This is a genomic window from Sphingopyxis sp. EG6, from assembly GCF_003609815.1.
In the GTDB taxonomy this organism is placed as follows: domain Bacteria; phylum Pseudomonadota; class Alphaproteobacteria; order Sphingomonadales; family Sphingomonadaceae; genus Sphingopyxis.
In genome coordinates, this window is record NZ_AP017603.1 from 633247 (window position 1) to 655814 (window position 22568).

Annotated in this window: 10 protein-coding genes; 2 read left to right on the forward strand and 8 right to left on the reverse strand. The window is 66.2% G+C overall.

Going from position 1 to position 22568, the window contains the following annotated elements; all coding sequences use genetic code 11:
* Positions 1-9 precede the first annotated feature (9 nt).
* Together SPYCW_RS03140 and SPYCW_RS03145 are read left to right on the forward strand one after the other, a co-directional pair.
* Positions 10-1944: a cytochrome c3 family protein gene (locus tag SPYCW_RS03140; protein ID WP_120215554.1), complete on the forward strand. Its 1935-nt coding sequence runs from the start codon at positions 10-12 to the stop codon at positions 1942-1944.
* A 42-nt stretch (positions 1945-1986) separates the two neighbouring features.
* Positions 1987-2835, forward strand: a complete 849-nt coding sequence (locus SPYCW_RS03145; protein ID WP_120215555.1) for a phosphodiesterase — start codon at positions 1987-1989, stop codon at positions 2833-2835.
* Between the two features lie 100 nt (positions 2836-2935).
* Here SPYCW_RS03145 and SPYCW_RS03150 read toward each other — a convergent pair whose 3' ends face one another.
* The 8 genes from SPYCW_RS03150 to SPYCW_RS03185 form a co-directional block, all read right to left on the reverse strand.
* On the reverse strand, positions 2936-3880 hold the full coding sequence (locus tag SPYCW_RS03150) for a D-2-hydroxyacid dehydrogenase (protein ID WP_120215556.1): 945 nt from the start codon (positions 3878-3880) through the stop codon (positions 2936-2938).
* A 7-nt stretch (positions 3881-3887) separates the two neighbouring features.
* A complete protein-coding gene (locus SPYCW_RS03155) occupies positions 3888-4244 on the reverse strand; it encodes a hypothetical protein (RefSeq protein ID WP_120215557.1) in 357 nt (118 codons plus the stop codon).
* A 256-nt stretch (positions 4245-4500) separates the two neighbouring features.
* A complete protein-coding gene (cysS, locus tag SPYCW_RS03160) occupies positions 4501-6024 on the reverse strand; it encodes a cysteine--tRNA ligase (protein WP_120218070.1) in 1524 nt (507 codons plus the stop codon).
* Between the two features lie 134 nt (positions 6025-6158).
* The gene (locus SPYCW_RS03165; RefSeq protein ID WP_120215558.1) at positions 6159-14576 is read right to left on the reverse strand and encodes a hypothetical protein; all 8418 of its coding nucleotides are present in this window, start codon (positions 14574-14576) and stop codon (positions 6159-6161) included.
* Between the two features lie 30 nt (positions 14577-14606).
* On the reverse strand, positions 14607-16427 hold the full coding sequence (locus SPYCW_RS03170; RefSeq protein ID WP_120215559.1) for a ShlB/FhaC/HecB family hemolysin secretion/activation protein: 1821 nt from the start codon (positions 16425-16427) through the stop codon (positions 14607-14609).
* Positions 16428-16614: 187 nt separating this feature from the next.
* Complete coding sequence (locus SPYCW_RS03175; protein WP_120215560.1) at positions 16615-17373, reverse strand: hypothetical protein; 759 nt, start codon at positions 17371-17373, stop codon at positions 16615-16617.
* Positions 17360-19450 carry an adenylate/guanylate cyclase domain-containing protein gene (locus SPYCW_RS03180; protein ID WP_172595408.1) on the reverse strand — a complete coding sequence of 697 codons (2091 nt, stop codon included), beginning with the start codon at positions 19448-19450 and terminating at the stop codon, positions 17360-17362. Before SPYCW_RS03180 ends, SPYCW_RS03175 begins: the two co-directional genes overlap by 14 nt.
* A gap of 4 nt (positions 19451-19454) precedes the next feature.
* The gene (locus tag SPYCW_RS03185; protein WP_232014817.1) at positions 19455-22529 is read right to left on the reverse strand and encodes a CHAT domain-containing protein; all 3075 of its coding nucleotides are present in this window, start codon (positions 22527-22529) and stop codon (positions 19455-19457) included.
* Positions 22530-22568 lie beyond the last annotated feature (39 nt).

Consider the following 22568-nt stretch of genomic DNA (forward strand, 5'->3'; position numbering starts at 1 on the left):
GCGGGGATCATGAGCTTCATCCTGCGCCGCGTTTCGACGACCAAGACGGGCAAGCAGATCGTCCGCGATCAGCCGCTGCCGGGCGATGTGATCACGCTGGGCCGCGACAGTTCGAACATCATCCACGTCGCCGACCTGGCGGTGAATCCGCAGCATGCGACGATCAGCAGCAGCGACGGGCGGACGGTGCGGGTAACCGCGCAGGAGGGGCTGGGGTTCGACGTCAACGGGCGCAGCGAAACCGTCGCCGACATCGACAGCGCCGCGGGCGGCGAGCTGCGTTTCGGCGGCCACCGGCTGACGATCGCGCGCGAGGATGACAAGATCATCCTGCTGGTCGAACGCATCGACGAGCTGTCGCAATCGTCGAAGGATGTCGACGAGGCCAAGGCCTTCTCGCTGCAAGGCGTGATGCTCGGCAAGCGCGTCGGCGCGTGGGCGTTCGCCGTGCTGATGCTGCTGGCGTTTCTGGTCGGACCGATCTGGGCCTGGTACAGCTACAAGAGCGTCGACGAGCGCCCCGAGGGCTTCCACGCCGACAGCAGCTGGTCGTCAGGACCATTGTCGAGCGCGCACGCGAGCCTGAAGGACGATTGCCAGTCGTGCCACGTCGAACCGTTCGTGGCGGTCACCGACACCGCGTGCGTCAGCTGCCACACCGGCGAGCACAAGGCGATGAGCACCGCGCATGCGGGCGCGCCGACTGCGATGCTGCTCGCGGCGCGCGCACCCGATGGCGGGTTCGACAAATTGCTGGCCAATGTCGGCGAAGTGTTCAACCGGCCGCAGGGCCGCTGCGTCGATTGCCATACCGAACATGAGGGCGCCGGGCCGATGGCGGCGACGCCGCAGAAATTCTGCGCCGACTGCCACGACGGGATGCAGGGGCGGCTGAAGGCGGCGGGGCATCCGACGATGCTGGCCGATGCTGCCGACTTCGGCACCGGCCACCCCGAATTCCGTCCGCTCGTCCGCGCTGCGCCGGGGGCGAAGCTGGCGCGCGCCGCACCGGGCAAGGGGACGGTCGATTACAACGGGCTGAAATTCCCCCACGACATGCACTTGCAGGCGACCGGCGGCGTCGCGCGCATGGCGGCGAGTTTCCGCGGGCGCTATGATTTCGGGCAAAAGCTGGAATGCGAAAATTGCCACCGCGTCGAGGCCGACGGCGTGCGCGTCAAGCCGGTCGAGATGGAGCGCGATTGCGCGATGTGCCACAGCCTGGCATTCGAGACGGTCGGCGGGGTGACGCGGACCTTGCGCCATGGCGAGCCCGATCAGGTTGTCGCCGACCTCACCGCCTATTATCGCTCGACCCCGCCCGCGCGCCCGCTGCAGCTGGGCGGGATGCAGCGGCGGCGTCCGGGCGCTTATGCCGAGGGGCAGGTCTACAATATCTATTTCAACGAGGTGGCGGTGCGGCCGAGCCGCGCGCAGGATGCGGTGCGCGCGGTGTTTTCAAAGGGCGGCGCCTGTTATGATTGTCACACGATCTTTGCGCCCGCCGCAGGAAATAACTGGCGCGTCGCGGCGGTAAACCAGACCGCGCGCTATCTGCAAAAGGGCTGGTTCGACCATGACGCGCACCGCGAGACCGATTGCGCCGATTGCCACACGGCGGCACCGGGGTCGAAGACGTCCACCGACCTGCTCGTCCCGGGCCTCCGCCAATGCCGCGACTGCCATGTGGGCGAAAGCGGCGCGCGGCTGGTGAAGGTCGAAACCGCGACCGAATCGCCCTGCGCGATGTGCCACGAATATCACTCCGACGGCGGCCAGCCGTGGGCGCCGAAGCGTCAGCGGAAGGTAAATAGCGCGGCAATCACAAATAAACCCCTGCGTGCTACCTATGGTGTGAGCTTGATCACAGGCGCCGAGGGGCGGGGACTTTACAAAGTGACATGGCGCACACCTGCTTTGCACGCGGCAAGTCGGGGCGGATAGGTTCAGGACCGGGGCCAGAATGGGCCGGAGCAGGGGGCGGATGTGCTGATCGCGCAGATCACCGATATCCATTTGGGGTTCGATCCGGACAATCCGGCCGAATATAACCGCAAACGGCTCGACGAGGTGCTCGACATGCTGATCGAAGGGCCGAACCGCCCTGATCTGCTCCTCGCCACCGGCGACGTTACCGACCGCGGCGACGAGGACAGTTATCGGCGTCTGGCGAACGCCTTTTCGCGCTGCCCCTTTCCGGTGTGGGTCAGCGTCGGCAATCACGACCTGCGCGATAATTTTCATGCGCGCTTCCCGGGGCTCGACGATGGCAATGGCTTTGTCCAATATGCGATCGAGCTGCCTGAACTTCGGCTAGTGACGATCGATACGCTGGAGGAAGGGCGTCATGGCGGCGCTTTTTGTACGGCACGCGCAGCGTGGCTGGACGCCGAGCTGGCGAAGGAGCCCGCAAAGCCGACCTATATCGTGATGCACCACCCGCCGATCGAAAGCGGCATCGAGTGGATGAACACCCATCCGGACGAGCCGTGGGTGGCGACCTTTACCGACGTCGTGCGGCGGCACCCGCAGGTGCGCGGGCTGATCTGCGGCCATTTGCATCGCAGCGTCACGGTGGCGTGGGAGGGGCGCACCGTCGCCATCTGTTCATCGACCGCGCCGCAAGTCTCGCTCGACCTGCGCCCGATCGACGCCGACCGGCCCGACGACCGCCCGATGATCGTCGCCGAAGACCCCGCCTATGCGCTCCACCGCTGGAATGGGCGCGAGCTGGTGAGCTTCTACGATTTCGCCGGGGCGCACACGATGCTGGCGAAATATGATGCCAATCTGCAGCCGCTGGTGCGCGAGTTGAAGGCCGAGCGGCCTAGTTAAAAGCCGTCGCCCCCGCGAAGGCGGGGGCCGCAATCGGCCTTGTCGTGCCTCGCTGTGTAAACCGACAGCGGCCCCCGCCTCCGCGGGGGCGACAACTTGCTCAATAACCCAGCGTCAAATCCACCCGCGGCTCGACCGCCTCGCCCTTGTGCCAGCGCGCCAGATTTTCCAGAAACCGCTGCGCCGACCGCACGAACATTTTGTCCTGCGCGCGGCCCGACAGGTGCATGGTGATATGCGCATTGTCGAGGCTCCACAGCGGGTCGTCGGCGGGCAGCGGTTCGGGGGTGGTGACGTCGAGGAAGGCGGCCGCGATCTGCCTGCTGTCGAGCGCCGCGACGAGCGCGTCCTGATCGACGACACTGCCGCGTGCGATGTTGATCAGCGTCGCGCTCGGCTTCATCGCGGCGAGTTCGGCGGCGCCGATCATGCCATCGGTTTCGGGGGTCGCGGGGACCGCGAGGATCACCCAGTCGAAATCGCCAAGCTGCGCGCGCCACTGGTCGGGAGTCAGCGTGTTCGCACCCGGCGAGCGGCGGACGACCGTGACGTCGACCGCAAACGCTTTCAACCGCTCTTCGATCAGCTTGCCGATCGCGCCATAGCCGAGCAGCAGGGCTTTCGACCCGAACAGCTCGACCTTGCCCGGCGAATCGATCAGCCACTCGCGGCGCTCCTGCGCGCGGACGACTTCGCGATAGCCTTTGGCGATGGTGAGCATCCCCATCACGACATATTCGGCGATCGTGATCGCGTTGATCCCCGCGCCGTTGGTGACGACGGTGCCGCGCTGCTGCAGCAGGTCGAGCGGCATGCCGTCGACCCCGGCATAGATCGAGTTCAGCCATTTGAGCTGCGTCGCGGCGGTGATGACCGCGGCCATATCCTTTTTATCGTACATATCGAACCAGCCGATCTCGGCGTCGGGCGCGAGGGCAAGCGCCTCGTCCTTGGACGCGAAGAAACGCGGTTCGACCCATTCGGGCAGGCGGTTTTCGACGAGCGGGCGGATGAGTCCGGACAGGACGGTGACGGTCTTGGTCATGAAATCCCTATTGCTGAAATGCGTGCCACCCCGCCCAGGCGAGCGGGACAAGGCCGATCAGATCGACGAGCGCGATGGTGCCGAGCTGCGCGGGGCGGCCGTAGGATTGATAGAGAAAAAGGAAGCTGAGCATGCTGATCGCCGCCAGCAGGGTCGCGATCTTGCGCCCGCCGGGATCAAAGGCGGCCCAGATGCACGCGACGAGCACCGCAAAGAACAGCGCGGCGCGGTGCTGCATCAGCAGGAAGAGCGGGCTGTCGGGCTGAACGCCGTAGAGCCGCGTGATCAGCGCCGGGCGGAACAGCGCGAGTGCGGGGATCAGATGGACGAGCCCGAGGAGAAGCCAGCAGATCAGTTGCGACATGCAACGAAGCTAGCAGCCCGCGGCGCCGGGGCAAGTCTTTAAAGCGCGATGATTCCCGTTCGCATCGTCATCCCGGCCTTCGCCGGGATGACGAGAGGGGAGCATTCGGTTCGGATTGAACCGTAGCCCTGAGCTTGTCGAAGGGCGCCTATTGCCGAGAGGCGCCCTTCGACAAGCTCAGGGCTACGGTGATTGGTGATCCCGACTTTCCAAGCCGGAATCGGGAAGGTGGTGTTTCGACCCAACCAGATGATGCTCAATTGGCGTCGAGCCGCCAATCCCAGCCAAGCGGGTCGCCATCCATCACCTCGACCCCCGCAGCGGTAAGTTCGTCGCGGAGTTTGTCGGAGGTCGCGAAGTCCTTGGCCGCACGCGCCTCCTTGCGGCGGGTGAGGGCGGCTTCGATTTCGGCCTCGGTGATGGTGGCGGCGTTCGGGCGGATGCGAAGGTCAGCGCGCGACGTGGAACAGATCGCCAGCCCCAGCACATCGTCAATAGCAGCGAGCGTGTTCAACCGATCGGACGCCGATTGCTTTTTTGCTCCCGGCCCGAGAACCAGTTCGACCTCTAGGAGCGCGCTCGGCGCACCAAGGTCATTTGAAATCTCGCGATCAAATTGGGTAAGGTTGTTAGATTCGATCGACTTGACCGGCATCGCATCCAGAAATTTGCGCAGGGTCCATTCCCCCGCCGCGTAAGTCGGCGACCACGCCGACGACGTCGTTTCAAGATGTCGAGCCTTTAGCTGTTCGACGCCCATCACCATCCGCTTCAACCGCGTCAGTGCCGCGCCCAAACCCTCCCACGAAAATTCCAGCTCGCTGCGATAATGCGCCTGCAGGCACATCAGGCGATAGGCGAGGGGGTGGTAGCCCTTGTCGATCAGCAGTTGCAGGCGCAGGAATTCGCCCGCGCTCTTGCTCATCTTGCCGCTGCGTTCGATCAGGAAATTATTGTGCATCCAGATGCGTGCGCCGCTCGCGTCCGAGCAGCTATGCGCCTGGTTCTGCGCGATCTCGTTCGGGTGGTGGATCTCGCGGTGGTCGATGCCGCCGGTGTGAATGTCGAACGGAAAGCCGAGCAGCGCCTCGGACATCACCGAACATTCGAGGTGCCAGCCGGGCGCGCCTTTGCCCCACGGTGAATCCCATTCCATCTGGCGCGTTTCGCCCGCGGGCGTCTTGCGCCAGATCGCAAAGTCCGCGGCGTGACGTTTGCCCTCAACCTCCTCGATCCGGCCCTCGCCCTCGTCGGTTTTTGCGCGTGCCAGCGCGCCGTAATCGGCGACCGTCGAGGTGTCGAAATAGAGGCCGCCCTCCAGCTCGTAGCAATGCTTGTCGGCGATCGCCTTCGCAAATTCGATCATTTGCGGCACATAGTCGGTCGCGATCGACCAGTGCGCCGGCTGGCGGATATTGAGCGCCTTCACGTCCGCCCAATAAGCCTCGGTATAATGGCGCGCGATGTCCCAGATCGACTGCGCTTTCTCCGCCGCCATCTTTTCCATCTTGTCCTCGCCCGCATCGGCGTCGTCGGTCAGGTGGCCGACGTCGGTGATGTTGATGACGTGGGTGAGCTTGTAGCCCTTGAACGACAGGGTGCGGCCAAGCGTGTCGGCAAAGACATAGGCGCGCATGTTGCCGATGTGCGGGTAGTTATAGACCGTCGGGCCGCAGCTATAGACGCGCGCCTCGCCGGGATGGACAGGCTGGAATTCTTCCAGCTGGCGCGTCAGGCTGTTGAACAGCATCAGCGGCTGCGAGGCAGGGGCGTCGGTCATGCTCGCGCCCATGCCTCGCCCGATGGGGAGGCGTCAACCCGATTGAAGAACCGTAGCCCAGAGCCTGTCGAAGGGCGCTTCTCCGAGAGGCGCCCTTCGACAGGCTCAGGGCTACGGTCTTGTCGCAAAGCCCGCTACGGACCTTCCGTCGGCGTCCACAGATCATCGTTACCCGCCCCCGTCACCGGATCGTCGAGCAGCGGCTCGCCGCTCAGCGGATCGAGGTCGCGCATCGTGATCAGCGGTACAGGCAGGCTCTGGCCGTTGCCATCCTCATCGACGGCGTCTGCCTCTTCTTCGATGACGTCCTGGACCGGGAAGTTGCTTTGTACGTCGATAAAGGCGCAGGCGCTGGCATTGGCGATCAGGCAGCCGTTAAAGGTTGAGCGCGGATCGAAGTTGCCCGCGACGGGCGCTACCCCGCCGATGGTGAGGAGCAGGATGGTGTCGAGTCCGGTCACCTGGCCATTGGGCCCGATGTGGACGCCGTTTATGACGATCCGCGACGGACCGCTCGTGACCACATTGAGCCCGCCTGCGCCAAAGCTCAGACCGCGGCGGCTGGCAAAATCGGTGCCGACGCCGCTGTTTTGCACATAGAAACCGCCGACGACTTCGGCGCGGATGCCGCGCGCGAACAACGCGCCTTCGTCGATCAGCACGCCGTCGTTCTGTGCCAGACGCGTTTCGATCGCATCGGTCGATGTCGCGGCGCCGACGTCGTTGATCGCGGCGGTCGTCGCGACGATGATGTCGTCGGATACCATGTTGAGCTGACCGGCGGCGTTGGCGCCGTTGACCAGTCGCACCGTGCCTTGTCCCAGGATGACTTCGAGCGCGTCGTCGGCGAACAGGTTGAGCGCGTTGGTGTCGGACAGGCCAGTCAGCTGGACATTGCCGATAACGCGCATCTTGCCCGGGGTGCGAATGGTCAGCGCGCCATTGGCACCGAGGTTCGACCCGGCGGCACCCCCGGCGAGGGTGAAGCTGTCGACGATGAGGTCGGGCGGGGTGGTACTGCCGACCGACCCGCCGCTGACGACCTGAACGTCGGGCGCGAAGATTTCAATATTCGTACCGAACAGCCGGGTAAGCTCGTTCGCGTCGAGATGGAAGCCGTTGCGGGTGCCGGTGCCGCCGACGAACGTCTGGCTGAACACATCGTTGTTTTCGATCGACAGCGTATCGGTGCCGCCCGCGGTACCGACCCGTGCGCCGCTGGCTATGATGATGTCGTTCGATTGCAGCGAGATATTCCGGGCGGTCAGCAATGTGTTGACGGTGATGTCGCCCTGCGTCGTCACATCGGCACGGTTCGCGGTGAGCTGGTCGATGATGATGTCATCGCCGCTCTCCGCGCTCAGCGCGGCGCGTCCGGCAACGACGCCCGACGTGACGGTCAATGTGCCCGAACTGGTGCGCACCACCGCATCGCCGACATCGGCAGTCAGGCTGGCGAAGACAATATTGCCACCGGTGCGAAGGTTGACGCTGTCGCCGCTGACGGTCACCGGACCGGTCGAGATGAGCCCGTCGGAAGTCACGGCGCCGTTGCTTGCGTTGAGCAGGGTGGCCCCGCCGGCCTGGATATTGGTGGAATTAACGCCGTTCGTTCCGTCGAGGGTCAGTTGTCCGGTCCCGGTGGTCTGGGCGCGGGTGATGTCGATGCTGGCGCCGGTCAGCGTCAGGTCGCCCCCGGCGCGCACCCGGCCCCCGATGATGGCTCCCGCGGCGGTGACGGTCAGATTCGCTCCGGCGTCGAGGGTGCTGACAAAGGAGCCGCCGGGGCTGGCCAGCGTTTCGAGATTGGCGGCCGTAGCGGTGACGGCAATGTCGCGCCCCGCGGCGACGGTGCCGGTCGCGCTGAAGGTGCCGGTCGACGTGACCAGAACGTCGGTAAAGGCATTGAGCCCCGCCAGCGTCGTGTCGCCGCCCTGCGTGCGAATGTCGCTGCTGCCCCCGGTCGCGCCAAGGCCAAGCGTCGTCGCTCCGTCGATCGCGATGGCCCCGGGTGCTATCGCGACGATGTCGTCTCCTGCCGATAGCGCCGATGCGCTGATCGCCCCGCCAGCCGACAACCGGACATCGGAGCCATCGGTTGCCGACACCCCTTCGCCCGAATTGATCGTGAAGCCGCTGCCCGCAACAAATCCCAACATGGCGGTATCGGCCTCGGCGCCCGTCGCGCTGACCCCGGTTGCCGAGAGATCGCCGACCGTGCGTACATCGACGTCATCGCCCGCGGTGATCCCTGTGAGCGTTGCGGTCGTGCCTGCGAGGACGAGCATATCCTCGCCCGCATTGGCGCCCGCGATCGTCGCCGACCCGCCTGCACTGACCCCGAACATGCGTGCGGCGGCGCTGTTCGCCAGCACGACATTGCCTGCCGCCTCGACAAAGACATTGCCTTGGGTTGGAATCCCGCTGGGATCGGGGAAGCCGCCATTAGCGGTCGCCGAAGCATCGACATTCGCGTTGGAATTCAACCGAATATCGCCGCCAGCAACATAGGTTCCGGTGAGGTCGCCGTCCGCAAAGATCGAAATCGTCCCGGCGGCGTCCGCCTGATTGACCGCGACTGGTCCGCCGAGGCCAAAGGCAAAGAAGTTTGCGCCGCCGGTTACCGTGCCGGTCAGCGAAATGCTGTCGCCGATCAGGTTGATATCGCTGCCTGCGGCGATGTTCGCGCCGGTGATGGCGTTGGTCGCGGTCAGGTTGACCGTGCTGCCCGCATCGATCGCGGCAAAGGCGATGCTGTCGCCGCTGACACTGGTGGCCTGACCCGACGCCAGCGTGCCGGTTGTCGTCACCGCACCCGATGCTGTCAGGCTGAGATTGTCGAATGCTGCGATATTGCCGCCGCCGATGGTACCCGCCGATGCGGTGAGGGTGATGTTCGACAGGTCGGGGGGCGACGAATTGGCCTGGAAGAAGCTGGGGCCGGACGGGCTGAACGGTCCGTAGCTGAGCGTCCGATCATCGGGCCCGGTGCCGGTCGTCGCGAGGCCGTTGGCGCTAATCCCGCCCGGCGCCGTGACCGTCAGGTCGTCGCCCGCCGTGATGTTGGCCAGCGTTGCGGTAGTGCCCGCCAGCACCAGCACGTCTTCGCCGACATTGGCGCCGTTGACCGATGCCGACCCGCCCGCGCGGACCCCGAACATGCCGGTGGCGCTGTTATTGGTCAGGACGACGTCACCGCCCGCATCGACATAGACGCTCGCGGCGATCGGGGTGCCGCTGCTGGAGCTTTCGAACCCGGTCGCGTTCGCCGATGCGCTGATATTGGCGTCCGATGTCAGTCGGATGCTGTTCGGCGTGTTGTAGGTGCCGGTAATGTCGCCGGTGGCCGACACCGATATGAAATCGCCCATATTGGCAAGCGCGATGGCCACTGGTCCGGCGCTGCCATTGGCAAACAGGGCGCCGCCGCCCGCTATTTCGCCGCTGATGGCGATGCGGGTTGCGTTGAGGTTGATGCTGCCGCCTGCATCGATCGATCCGCCGCCGATCCCTTCGGCGCCGGGGGTGTTGCCGGTCGCGGTCAGGAAGACCGACGACCCGGCATCGATATTGTTGAACAGGATCGACTGGCCGCTGACCTGGACGAAGCCGCCCGCGGTCGAATTACCCAGGTCGACTGCGCCCGGCGAGGTCACGAAGATATCGCCGCCGGTGATGATCGAATTGAGCCCGGTTCGGAAGCTGGCGCCGCTGGCGGTAAAATCATTGACCGCTTCGGCATGTTCGACCGACGCCGCGCCTGCCGCGGTGACGACGATGTTGTTGCCGTCGAGCCGGTCGACCCCGATGCCGCCAAGGGTCGAGGTCAGCGACAAGGTCCCGTCCGCGCCCAGCAAGCTGCCCGGCGCGCCGCTGATGCTGCCCGCGGTGGCCGACAGGCTGCCGGTCGCGCCGATTGTGCGCGCGGTTCCTTCGCGCCCGTCGTGCCGGATGTCGATCTGGTCGGCGGCGGTGATCAGCAGGTTGCCGCCCACCGCGACGCTGCCGTTCGACTGGCCATAGGTACCGAACGAGCTGTCGGTGGTCAGCGTCATGTCGCCGGTGGTGGCGATCGTGCCGCCGGTTACGTCAAAGAAGATCCCCGCCGGGGCTTCGTCGGTGTCATTGTTGGTCGGCGGTGCCGTTCCCAGCGCATCGGCCGTCAAGCTGGCGAACGTGATTTCGCCGCTGCTCCGGACCTCGATCCGGCCCGCGGCGTCGCCGTTCGCGGCGATCGTGGTCGCCCCCAGATCGACCACGCCAACGCCGGATGACGTGGCCGAGGCGTCGATGACCGCGCGGCCCCCCGTTGTCCCGACCGATCCGCCCGCGGCGCCGTTCCCGGCGCTTCCCGTGCCGCCAGCGCCGCCGATTCCCGACAGGCCGCTGACGTTGATGTCGACCGCCGCGCCGTTCGACGTGATGGTGCCGCCATTGGCCGACAGGCGCACGGTGCCGCCAGTGCCGCCGCCCCCGCTGCCGCCGTCGCCACCAACCCGCATCCCGCCGAAGCCGTTGAATGCGCCGTTGCCGCCGTTGCCGCCGGTTCCCGCGCTGCTGAGCGCGATGATGCCGCTGGTTTCCGGGGTGATCGCGACGGTCGAACCGTTGCTGGCCGCAATCTCAAGCGTCCCGCCGGTGGCATCGCCGCCGCGGCCACCCGCAGCACCGACAAGTTCTTCGGAGAAGAAGCTGCTGTTGGCGCCGCCGCCATTGCCGCCGGTCGCCGCGGTGACGAAATTGGCCTGCGAGACGCTGATATTCGCATTGGCGCCATCGGCTTCGATCCGTCCGATGCCGCCCGCCGCGTTGCCGCCATCGCCGCCGGCGCCGTCATCACCAAAGCCGCCATTGCCGCCGATCGCCGACGCATCGACGGTCAGCGCCAGCGCGCCCGCATCGAAATCGGAAACGATGACCTGCGCCAGACCGCCCGCCCCGGCGCCGCCATTGCCGCCGACCGTGCCAAAGCCGCCGACGCCGCCCGATCCGCGCGACGTGCTGGCGACCGTGCCGGTGGCAGTAAAATCGGTCGCGAAATTGATCGTCGCCGTGCCGCCCTGGCTGTTGCCGCCATTGCCGCCGACGCCGATTCCGGTGACCGAACCCGAACTGCTCGACGCAAAGACGTTGCCGCCCGCGCCGCCGATGCTACCGGCGTCGGCGATCAGATCCCCGGTGGTCAGCGTTCCCGACACGATATTGATCGTCGCGGTGCCGCCGACGCTGTCGCCCGCGTTGCCGCCATTGCCGGCGACGCCATTGAACGCGAAATAGCTGCCGCCCTCGCCGCCCTCGCCATTGGCATAGGCCGCGAGCGTGGCGGTATTGATCACCGCCGTACCGTCGATGTTGATGATCGCAGTCCCGCCCTGTCCTGTACCCCCGGCACCGGTCGGGGTCGGGTTGGCCGGATCGTCGTCATCGCCGTTGGCGCCGTTGCCGCCCTCGCCGTTGGCCGAAACCGAGACATTGCCGCCGTTCAGCGTGCCGCCGAGCAGGTTGAGCGCTGCGGTGCCGCCGATCCCGTTGCCCGAAACGGCAGGATCAAAGCCGCCGCGACCCGATGCTGAAACCGACAGCGTGCCGACCGTCATCGTGCCGCCCGTTTGCGTCAAAGTCGCCGTTCCCCCGCGACCGATTCCGGCGGCGGTGCCGCCAAAGCCGTCGGCGCTGACGGACAGCAGGTTGGCGGTGAAGCTGCCGCTTTGCATGTCAAAGGTCGCGGTGCCGCCAACCGCGCCGGCTGCGCCATCCCCGACATTCACGCCTTCGGAAAAGCTGTTCGTGGCCCCAAGCGCGTCGACGAAGATGTCATCGAACGTCATGCTGCCGGTACCGGTCGTGCTGTTACGGATGCGGATCAGAACCGTCCCGCCGACGCCCGATTCAATCGGCGACGCCCCCTCGGTCAAATTGCCGCCAGATACGCCGCTGGCCGAAAAGCTGGCGAAATTCGCCATCGAAATCGTGCCGCCGTCGGCAATCACCTGAATCGCGCCGCCGGTGGTCAGCACATCGGTGGGCGCGGAACCACTGGACGCCGAGGCGGAAAATTCGTTGAAGCCGCCCGAGTCGGTCGCGCTGATCGTGCCGTTATTGGTTGCGATCAGGTCGATCGTTCCCCCGGTGACCGCGCCGCCGCTGGCGTCGGAATTGGGTCGTTGGGCATTGGCCTCCATAAAGAAGGATGCCGCGGTAATCGTCCCGCCATTGGCGGTCAGATCGATATTGCCGCCGGTCGAGGCGCCTGCATTGATCAGCCCCGATGACAGAAAATTGCCACCCGAGGCGCTGATTGCAACGCCGCCATCGGTGGAGAACAGACCGCCTGTGGTCGCCGTAATCGCGACGTTGCCGCCGGCACCGGTTCCGATGCTTTCGCTGGCGCCGGCAATGCCGCTGACATCGATCGTGGTGTTGCCGTCGTTGATGATGCCGCTGCCGTTGGCGACGGCAATCGTGACGGTGCCGCCGACGCTGTCGCCCGAGCGAGCGGTCAGGTTGCTGGGCGACAGCGCGCCGCCGCTACGTGCGCCAGCGCTGAGCACCAGGTCGTTCATGTCGACAGCGATGCCACCGTCGACCGACAGGCTGACCACGCCGCCGGTGCCACTGGCGCCGGTCGCGCCTTCAACGACGCTACTTTCCCCGCCGACGCCGTTGGCGGACATCGCAACAGCACCCAAATCGACGATCGTGGCCGCGGGCGCGTTGATGACGATCGCGGCGTTGCCGCCTGTGCCTGCTCCACCATTTTGCGTGGGGATGGGCGATCCCGATTGCGAAGCCCCGCTACCACCGACGCCATTGGCGCTGACGCTGGTCCCCAGCGCATTGAGCGACGTTCCGGCGCCGGTCACCCCGATCCGCGCGGTGCCACCGGTGCCGCTGCCCGACTGGATGTTGCCGGTCTGCCCGATGCCCGTCGCGGCGACGTCGACTAACCCGTTGATCGCGAGCGCGCCGCCATTTTCGACGGTCAGCGTCGCGTTGCCGCCGGTGCCGTCGCCGCTGTTGTCGACCGCCGTGCCCACGCCGCTCGAATCAAAGGTGACACCGCCGCCGATCCCCGTCGATTGGACATTCAGGCCGTTGGCGGTGAGGGTGCTGCCGGCGCCCGAAATCAGGACGGACGCATCGCCGCCCGTCCCGTCGCCGCCGCCGGTCCCGATACCCGCTGCGCCGATCGACGCGACGGTGATGAAGCCCGCGGTGACCGAGCCGCCGAGGACCGACAAGGTTGCATTGCCGCCCTGCCGCGATCCGTCGGTTTGCAGCTGGCCCAGCGACTGGAGCGCCAAGGCGCCGTCGACTTCGATCGCCTGGTCGGCCCCGACGGTCAGCGTCGCACCCGCATCCCCGCCGAAATCGGCATCGCCACGTACGATGATCTTGCCGGTTTGCGGGGTCGGCGGGGTGCTGGCCGGGATCAGATTGTCGGGCCGACCGGCAAAGGTGCCGCTGGCGCGCGCCACGACGCTGCTGCTGAACAATGTATCGCCGACGGTGATGTTCGCCGCGACGCCGTTCACCGGCGTATCGTTCACTTCGCCATTCGTGACATTATACCCCGCCGACAGGCGCACCGCGCCGTTGGGATCGACCTGCGCCGACACCGCGTCATAACCGATCTGGCCCGACACCAGCATCGTGACCGCCAGATTTTTCGGGATTGCGACCATATAGACGCGGCTGTCGTTCGGGTTGCTGTCCAGATGGCCCGGACCGCCGGTGGTGCCGGTGTGGGTGATGACGTTGCCGCCCTCTGCGCCGACCTGAACATTGATGTCGAACAGCCCGCCGTTGATCCGGATATCCGCCTGCTCGGCGGCGACATAGCCGACCGATCCGTCGACGCGGACGGCGCCTGCCTGGACGACGCGCGGCGCCACCAGCGCGACATAGCTGCTGCCGGGACTGAGCGCGGTGTTGGCATTGATCGCGCCGTTCACGGTGATCGCCGAAGTGCTGCCCGCCGCGCCGCGGAAACGGATTTCGCCCGCCGGCCCGAGCAGGCCGTCGGAGGTCAGGATGTCGTTTGCCGTCAGCACCAGGCTGCCGACATTGATCACGCCGCTCGCGCCGATCAGAATGCCGCCGGCGTTATAGAACCAGATATTGCCGCCGCGCCCGCCCGAGGTGGCAAAGTCGATGCTGTTGACGGTGCCGTTGATCGCGATCTGGTCGGAAATCGGCAGGCCTGCGCCGGAAATGAAGCGGTTGAGGACGATATATTGGCCGGTACCGGTGAAGTTGAGCGAATTGCCGGCGGGCAGAAAGTCGATCACCCCGCCGACCGGCGCATTCGACGGCGTCCAGTTGATGATGGTCTGGGCGCCCGTCGTGTCGACGGTGGTTGGTCCTGGTCCCGGCGGCGAGATTGTCGGCGTGCTGAGCCCCGGACCGGTGACGGCTTGCCCGGTACCCGCCACCTGCGCGAGCGCCGGTCCGCCGTAGGCCAGCGCCGCCAGCCCGGCCACGATCGCACAGCTTTCGAGGAGGCGGCGCTTGCAGTTGCGGGTCGGTGCGGGATTGGCCGTGGCACGCATGTCTGTGGTCCTCGATGTCGTCGTCATGGGTCAGCGCGCCTTCACGCCAAATTGGGTGGTCAGCGACACCAGCAGCCGCGGGTCGGGCTTTTTGACCAGGAAACCGCCGCGGTTCAGCGGCGCCGCGACCGTCACGTCGAGCCGCGCGACATCGCCATAGGCAACGCGCACCCCGCCGCCCGCGGAATAGAGTTTCTGCGGATTGAGGCCGTTGAATGCGGTATCCTTGTTCCACACCCAGGCGGCGTCGAAGAAGGCGAAGGGCTGCACCGCGAACGCCTTGGTATTGGCGGGGACGAACGACCCGTAGCGCGCCTCGAGCGCGACGCCGATGCCGCTGTCGCCGATGATCGTGCCGGGATCGAACCCACGCCCGACGGTGAAATTGCCGCCCGAAAACTCCTCATAAGCGAGTAGCGGATCGTTCGACCATTGCGCGCGCGGGGCGGCCGACAGGGTGAATAACTTGTGCGGTCGCCATTCGGCGAGCGCATTGGCGCGCAGCAGGAACGCATCGGGTTTGCCCTCGACGCGGGTCAGTGGCACCGCGCCGGGCAGGAAACAGGTTGCCCCGCCGGGACCGCAATCGTCACTCGCGCCAAGGAAGCTGGCACCCTGCCGCGCTTCGATCGACGTCGACAGCGCCCAGCGAGGTTCGCTGGGACTGAAGCCGCCGCGACCCGCCACCGACGACGGGTCGATCCAGCTGGCGTCGGCGCGTAGGTTAAAGACGCGCAGCCGGTCGCGGTTGATCGGCACGCCGCCAAGGCCGATGTCCTGATCGATCAGGTCGAGCCCGCCGCCGACGGTCAAGCGCCGCGCCTGCGTCAGCGTGACGGGATAGGAGGCAAACAGGCTGACGATCTGGGTTTTCGACTTGATCGGGAACGCCGCGATGTCGGGGCGCGTCCAGGCGTAAGTGTAGCTGGCCCCCAGCCGCAACCCTTCTCCGCCGACGCGGAATTCGTGCGCCAGTTGCACCACCTGCTGTTCGTCGAAATCGGGGGTCGAATAAAAGCTGGCAGTCGTCAGATCGCCCATGCCGGTCAGCCCGGCCAGGCGGACGCGCGCCACCCCACCCCAGCGGCCGACGTCGCGCGAGCCGAAATTCTGCGCGTTGAAATCGAACAGCACCGGGGTGCGCGCGACGGTAACTTCGCCGACGACCTCGCCCGGGGCGCCGCCCGGACGGAGCGTCAGCCGCGCATCCATGCCCGGAATATCGCGCGCCAACAGCAGATAGCGTTCGGCGTCGATGATGTTGAACACCGGCTGATCGTCGAGGCGCGACAGATAGCGCTGTAGCAGCGGTTCGTTGGCACCGGCGTCGCCGCGCACCTCGATCCGCGACATCCGCGCAGCAAGAATCTCGAGCTGCACGACGCCATCGTCGATCGTTTGCGGGGGAACGCGGACCGCAGCGAGATAACCTTGCGACCGCAGCATCGTCGCGGCGCGGTCGCGGATGTCGCACACGACCGAAATCGGCAGATCCTGCCCGACCTTATCCGACCAGCTGGACGCCAGCATGGCATTGTCGATGCCTGCCACACTGGAAAATTCGACCCCGCGCAGCGTGATGCGGACGTTGGCGAATTCGGGGTTGGCGAGCGGGCAGGGCGCGCGCTCGATGCCGTCGTCGGCGGTCACCACCTGTTCGTTGGGCGGGGTCAGCGGCGCAAGGGTCGGCTGCTGGATTTCCTCGCGCGTCGGGATCTGCGGGGTGACCTGCGCCAGCGTCGCGGCGGGCATCGCTGCCGCGACCAGTCCGGCCGAACCGATCAGCGTTCGCCGCAGGGCCGCCCGTTTCGGTCGCCCGCGCGCAATATATCCCACATCCCCCTTGATCATCACCACCCCTTAAGTACGAACGCGACCGCGAAATCGCGGTGCGGAAATTCATATGGCTCTGCCGCAAAGCCGGGCAGCGCGAATTGTTCGACCCAAGGAAAGGTTCTGCCGGTTGTAGCGGCAGATTTTCGCCCGTTTTGTATCAGATGGCTCGACCGGGTTCAATGCCCGGCCGAATCCGTTTGCCTCAACCTGCTTCAGATTCCGACATCGCGTCGACCAGCCGATTGAGCTGCGGTGTGCAGCCCTTTGCCATCAACATATCGACCGATCCTTCGACCGTGTCAGGCGCGTTTTCGAGCGCGGTAAAGCGCACCGTCACCGGCGCCGCGAGGCCGCCGCCGGACAGCCGGTAATCGACGCCATATTGTACCGGCAGCACATCGGTCGGCCATTTGCGGAAATTGGCGCCATCGACGATCGCGACGGTCGATTTTTTGCCCGCGCTTTCGATTTCCAGCGCGGTGTCGCCCTCCATGTTGGGACGCCACAGCATCAACGTGGCAGGGTTGGCGACGCAGAAGGTGCCGCCTTCGCGATAGTCGAGCAGCCACAGGTTCGGCGCCCGCGCCTCGACCGGTGCAGTGTCGCCGGGACCACGGGAAAAACCGCCGCGCGACCGCATCATCGGCCCCTTGGCCAGCATCCGGGTCACGGTTCCGCTCATCGACTGGCTGGTCTGGATCGTGGCGCTGGCGCCAAAGGTGCCGGGGCCGGACAGGGTGCGGGTCTTGCCCGCCTGCATCAATACGACCTTGTCGCCTGCGACGAGGGTCAGCTTGTCGGCCGATTTCAGCTTGGCTCCCGTCGGATATTTGCTCGCCGACGGGCCGGTTGAACGGACGACCATCGATTGCGCGGCAGCGCTGCCGACCACCGCAACCGCCATGATTGCCGCGGCGGCAGAGAGGGCAATGCGGCCCTTTGGCAGATCAGGAAAGGACATAGCTTTCTCCATTCTTCGTATTGTTCAGACGTTCTATCAGAAACATTATGGCTGGATCCTGACCGAATTCGGCCTGTGCTGCTGTGGCACAGGTCACATAGGCATTTTTATCGCCCGCGCTGTGCGCCGCGACCATGGCCGCAATCCGCGCGCGTTGTTCCGGCGCAAGGTCGGGGCGCGGAGAGAGAACGTCGACGGGCTGGGCGCGGCCGCGCAGCGTCACCCGCCCCATCGGTACCAGATCGTCGCGATCCGATCGCGCCGCGGCTTCGGCGGAGATCAGGACACCCGTCTTCAGGCTCTTGTTCGCGGCTTCGAGCCGCGAGGCGGTGTTCATGCTGTCGCCAAGCGCGGTATATTGGATGCGCCCTTCGCCGCCGAAATTGCCGACGATCGCATCGCCGACGTGCAACCCGACGCGCGTCATGCCGATCGGCGGAACATCTTCGGCGGCCAGGTCAACGCGGTATTTCTCGCCGGCCTGATACATGGCGAGCGCAGCGGCGGCGGCTTTTGGCCCGTCGTCGGGACGGCTGAGCGGCGCGCCCCAGAAGGCGACGACGGCGTCGCCGACGAACTTGTCAATCGTGCCGCCATGTTCGAGCACGATGTCGGACAGCCGATCGAGATATTCGTTCAGCAACCGCGCGACGGTTTCCGGGGTGACTGCATGGCTCAGCTTGGTGAAGCCTTCGAGGTCGGTAAAGACGCAGAATATGTTGCGCCGTTCGCCGTGCAACGACAGCTGGTCGGGATCGCGCATGATCTGCGCCGCGACATCGGCGGGCAGATATTTGCCGAGCGCCGACTGGGCAAAGGCTCGCTGGCGCGACCCGATCGTGCGCGCGGCGGTGCCGACGGCCGCATAGCCAAACAGCCAACCGATCGCCCAGCCGAAGGTGGGCAGGGTCGTCGTATCGACCCCGCGTCCCTGCAACCAGAAGGGGAAGGCGACAAAAAACGCCATCTGCCCGAAAAAGGCGAGCGCGACCCAGCGCGCGCGCAGGTCGATCAGGCTGGTCAGCCCGCCCGCCAGCACGATCAGGATCGCCAGGATCCACAGCGCCGGAACCGACAGGGGCCGTGACCACGCATTGTCGAGCTGCTGCGCCAGCATGTGCGCGTGAACTTCCAGCCCGATCATCGTTTCGTGTTGGCCGGTGATCGGATCGGTAAAACGGCTGAGCGGGGTGTTGAACTGGTCGTTGTCGATGATGTCGCCGCCGATCAGGACGTAACGGTCTTTCACCAGCTCGGCGAACCCGGCGCGCATGTCGGCGTCCATGGGCATCGCAAAGGTGTCGATCGGGATATTGGCGAAAACGGGCTCCTCCTGTCCCGCGGCGGCGCGCGCGGGAACCAGGAAACGGATATTGCCCTGGAAATTCGCAAAGGCCGGATCGACCGGCGCCAAGGCGTTCGACATGAGCGGCGGCAGGTTTTTGGGCCGGTCGGGCCAGGTGCGGATCACGCTGTCGTCGTCGGTCCGAAACAGCACGCTGGTCGGTTTGGTCTTGTCGGTCGCGACCGCAGCGATGAAGGCTTCGAGAAACTTCTGCTGTTCGTAAAAGATCGTGTTCGGATTACTCGCCTGCTCGGCATAGGCGAGCCAGGTCGGGGTGGTCATGGCGCGCAACTGCGTCTTCAGCACCTCGTCGTCGGGCCGGGGCGAATCGAACGCGATATCGATGCCGATCGCTTTTGCCCCCATCTGGTCGATATTGCCGAGCGCATTGGCAAGGAGGGTGCGGTCGAGCGGTGACCGGATGCCGGTGTTGAACAGGGTTTCATCATTATAGGTGATCAGGACGATGCGTTTGTCCTGTTCGACATGCGGCGCCATCAGTGTCGCGCGCGCGTCATAAAGTGCCCGCTCGGCGGCATCGATCAACGGCATCTGCCAGCTGAAGCGCGCGATCAGGATCGCGACGAGCAGGAAGACGATCGTTGCCGCCATGCGCGACGGGCCAAGCTGCATGACCAGACGCCGCACCTGCTTGCGCAGCGGCACAGCGGGGCGCTGGTCATCGGGCGCGACCGGGTTGTCCGCGGTGGGGCCGGCTTCGGGCAAGGGCATGGGTTCAGCGGGCAGCGCGGCCGATACCTTCCTGCGCGGGGGCGGCGGCAGTGGCCGTGGTCCCGTGCAGCAACGGCTGGCCGCCGTCACCGATGATCGCAAAGCCCGCCCAATAATAAGGATGCGACGTCTGCTGATCGTCCATCAGCCGCAGCTGCGTTCCCCACATGGCGTCGGCGACGCTGGTACCCTGACCCGATCCGAACAGGCCGCCGATCAGGCGCTTCGTCGCGTCGAAATCGTCGGGGGCCGGCCAATGGCTGGCGATCACCGAGCGGCCCCCGGCGCCGATGAAGCTGCGCACCAACCCGTCGAGCGCGTTGCCGCCGCCTGACAGCCCCGCTTCGCGGGTGGCCGCGACCGATGCGGCGCCCGCGGTGTCGCACGCCGACAGGATGACCAGGTCGGCGTTGATCTTGAGGTCGAAAATTTCCTGAAAGGTCAACAGCCCGTCCGAATCACCGTCGCCGAACGAGGTGACGAGTGCGGGGCGCGCCGGGCAGGCGGGGCGCGGCGCGGTGACGAGGCCGTGGGTCGCGAAATGGATGATACGATAGTCATCGAGGTCGGTGCGCGTCTTGACCGCGCTGTCGGTGAAGGCGCCGCCGGTCAGCAGCGTCCCCGCGTTGCCGCCCATCGCGTTGCGCGCGGTCACCAGCTCGTCGGCAGAAATCGGCCGCGCCCATTGCGCGATGTCCCACTGGCAGTCGCTGTCGATCGCGCTGCCCGCTGCGCCGCGGGTGCCAAGCGACGGGAGGGTGGTGCCGTCGACCGGCAAATTCTGGCCCAGCCCGAAATATTGGTTGGCGGCCTTCGACGGCGCCGCCTGCCGAGCGTTGCGGAAAGCCAGGGTCGATACCGCGGTGCTCGGCCGCGAGGTCCGCCCAAGCCAGGCGACCTGGCGCATGTCGAACGGATCGGCATCGGGATCGAGCAGTCGCTGTTCGTAAGCGGCGAGCCCCGTATCGGCGCTGATCAGCAGATTGATCGGCAGTCGCAGCATCGCGCCATCGGGTTCAAAGATCAGATGGGCAACGCCGGGCAGCTTGGCGGCGACCGGGCCGAACAGCTGGCCATAGAGCTTGTACGCGGTTGCCGCATCGAACGGATAGGTCACGCGGCGGCCATTTTCGACGATCGAGATCGTCGAGCGGATCGCGTCGACCGCGGTGTCGAGCCCTGCCGCGCTGATGTCGGATTTCCAGAGCTGGGCGCCGCCCGGTTCGATCAGCATCGCATAGACGGAAGCGCCGACCACCAGCATTTTGAGATAGGCTTCGTCGGCGCGCAGCACCTGTTGCAGTTCGACAAGGTCGAGCTTGCCCGGCGCGACGACGCGATATTGCGGGAAGGCGTTCAACGCGACGATCGTTTCGGCCTGCTGGAAAGACAGATTGTCGATCTGGGTCTTGAGGTCGGCGCGCAGCGCATTGATTTCGGGCGAAACCGGCAATTGGCCGAGCCGGGCATCCTCGATCCGGGCGCGCTCGATGTCGCGGTTCAGCGTCGTTGCCTGACGGAACAGCCGCGCGCCATCGTCGCTGCCGCTCGACAGTTCGCGCGCCAGCACCGCCTGGGTATCGGCGACGCCGGGACGAACCTGCAACTGGCTGGCGACGAAGAAGTCGCTGACCGCGGTGGCATCGGTGGCGGCGCGGCTGGCGAGCAACCGGTAATAGGGCGCCATCATATTGGCCATGCCGGTGGTCGAGCGCTGCGATCCGGCAAGCGCGGCAACAACGTCGCGATAGATGGCCAGCGCCTTGTCGTCCTGCCCGTGGCGGGTCAGGAAGGCGGCGTAGCGCGCGCGGGCAGAGGCAAGCGCGTTGGTTTCGGGATATTCGACCGCCAGCGCGTTCACCGAATCCAGAAAGCGCGCATCGGCGGCGGCAATGTCGCCGAGCGCCTCTTCGGCCAGCGCGAGCTCGCCCAGCATTTGCGAGCGCAGCCGGACGATCGAGGTGACGCGGCCTTCGCGCACCGCCAGCGCGTCGGTCAGCCCCTTGAGCTGCGCCGTCTTGGCCGCGGCGCCATTGCCGCGCAGCCGCTCGACGGTGCCGAGCAGGTGCACCGCCTGCGCGTCGATGATCTGGGCGCGTTCGATCGGAGTCAGCCGTTCGCGGTCCGATGCCTGCTGGACGGCGCGGGCGTTGCTGCCGCTGTTCACCCCGGCGACGATCGCCGGGGTCAGCGTGACGCTGGCGCCATCGACCGTGACGGCGCTGGTCAGCGGCGCGATCGGTTGCTGCAAGAGTTCGACCGCCCCGTCGTAATTGCGCTGGTTCAGCGCATGAATGGCGCGGAAATTGCGGCGCAGGCGGAGCTGGACGGGATCGCTGGTCGGCACCGCCTCGGCTTCGGCAAACAACCGTTCCGCCTCGCCAAATTCGCCAAGGTTCGATCGTTGCAGCGCGCGGTTCAGGGTGAATTCGGTCGGGTCGATGTCGGCGGCGGCCTCGTCTCCCTGTGCGCGGCGCGACAGGGTTTCGAAAAATTCGGCGGCTTCGGCATAATCGCCGCTGTGGTTGCGCCGATATCCCTCCGCCAAGGCCTTGTCGACGTCGATGGCGCCGGCCAGCGTGCGCGCGAAACCGTCGTTGGCGCCGACCGATGTCGTCGCAACCTTGATCACGCCGGGGACGACCCTGCGCTGACGGACCGATTCGAGCGCGAGGTTGAGCGCGTCGCCATAGGCGGCAAAGCCTTCGACCGTGTACGCGGTGTTTCCGTCCGCTTCGACCCGCGTTTGCCACGCGACGCTGCTGTCCCTGACCGTGCAGGTTCCGTCGGCGGCGCAGGTGATGCTGTCGGCGCGGCCGCGTTCGATCCGGGCGAGCGCCTGGTCGGGGCTGGCGCGCAGCATGCGGACATATCCCACCGGCTGGCTGGCGTCGCGGCACAGGATCACCCAGGCACGATCGAACATGCCGCCGATGACATTGTCGCGCACCGTCGCTTGGACGGCGCACAGCGAGCCGCCCTGGTCGCCGATCGAAAAACTGTCGCGCAAAGTGGGGTCGGTGACCTGCGCCTGAGCGGTTCCGGACGACGCGACACAGAGCGCGGTCAGAATTGGCAAGCAAAATAGACGTCGCACGGTCATCACCAATTCCCCAAA

What these genes read in the sequence shown, in the direction of transcription:
- SPYCW_RS03140 (WP_120215554.1), top strand. Translation starts at nt 10, where the DNA reads ATGAGCTTCATCCTGCGCCGCGTTTCGACGACCAAGACGGGCAAGCAG.
- SPYCW_RS03150 (WP_120215556.1), bottom strand. Translation starts at nt 3,880, where the DNA reads ATGACCAAGACCGTCACCGTCCTGTCCGGACTCATCCGCCCGCTCGTC.
- SPYCW_RS03155 (WP_120215557.1), bottom strand. Translation starts at nt 4,244, where the DNA reads ATGTCGCAACTGATCTGCTGGCTTCTCCTCGGGCTCGTCCATCTGATC.
- cysS (WP_120218070.1), bottom strand. Translation starts at nt 6,024, where the DNA reads ATGACCGACGCCCCTGCCTCGCAGCCGCTGATGCTGTTCAACAGCCTG.
- SPYCW_RS03165 (WP_120215558.1), bottom strand. Translation starts at nt 14,576, where the DNA reads ATGCGTGCCACGGCCAATCCCGCACCGACCCGCAACTGCAAGCGCCGC.
- SPYCW_RS03170 (WP_120215559.1), bottom strand. Translation starts at nt 16,427, where the DNA reads ATGATCAAGGGGGATGTGGGATATATTGCGCGCGGGCGACCGAAACGG.
- SPYCW_RS03175 (WP_120215560.1), bottom strand. Translation starts at nt 17,373, where the DNA reads ATGTCCTTTCCTGATCTGCCAAAGGGCCGCATTGCCCTCTCTGCCGCC.
- SPYCW_RS03180 (WP_172595408.1), bottom strand. Translation starts at nt 19,450, where the DNA reads ATGCCCTTGCCCGAAGCCGGCCCCACCGCGGACAACCCGGTCGCGCCC.